Source organism: Achromobacter sp. 2789STDY5608621, from assembly GCF_001299375.1.
In the GTDB taxonomy this organism is placed as follows: Bacteria; Pseudomonadota; Gammaproteobacteria; order Burkholderiales; family Burkholderiaceae_B; genus Achromobacter; species Achromobacter insuavis.
This window is the reverse complement of record NZ_CYTU01000036.1, coordinates 65,707-65,979: the sequence shown is the minus strand read 5'-3', so window position 1 is coordinate 65,979 and position 273 is coordinate 65,707. Positions and strand designations below refer to the sequence as shown.

Genomic DNA, 273 nt, shown 5'->3' with positions numbered 1-273 from the left:
CAGCCCATCGTGGTGGGCGCGCTGTACAACGGCCGCGGCGAAGGCGGCACGCCCGCCACGCCGGGCGGACGCCCGGGCGCCAAGGCCGACACGCAGGTCTACGCCGCCGCGCGCGATGCCGCGCCCAGCGCCCAGGCCAACCTTGCGGCGGGCAACGCGCCGGCCTGGCATGGCGCGGCCGGCGGCGACGAGAACCACCGCAACGCGGCGGCGTTGAGCGGCTTCAAGAGCAAGGAATTCGGCGGCGCGGGCTACAACCAGATCGTGTTCGAC

The 273-nt window shown here is 75.1% G+C and carries 1 pseudogene; it reads left to right on the top strand.

The window, feature by feature from the left end:
- Window positions 1–273, top strand: a pseudogene (locus AOZ53_RS35270) (type VI secretion system tip protein VgrG); the annotation flags it as partial.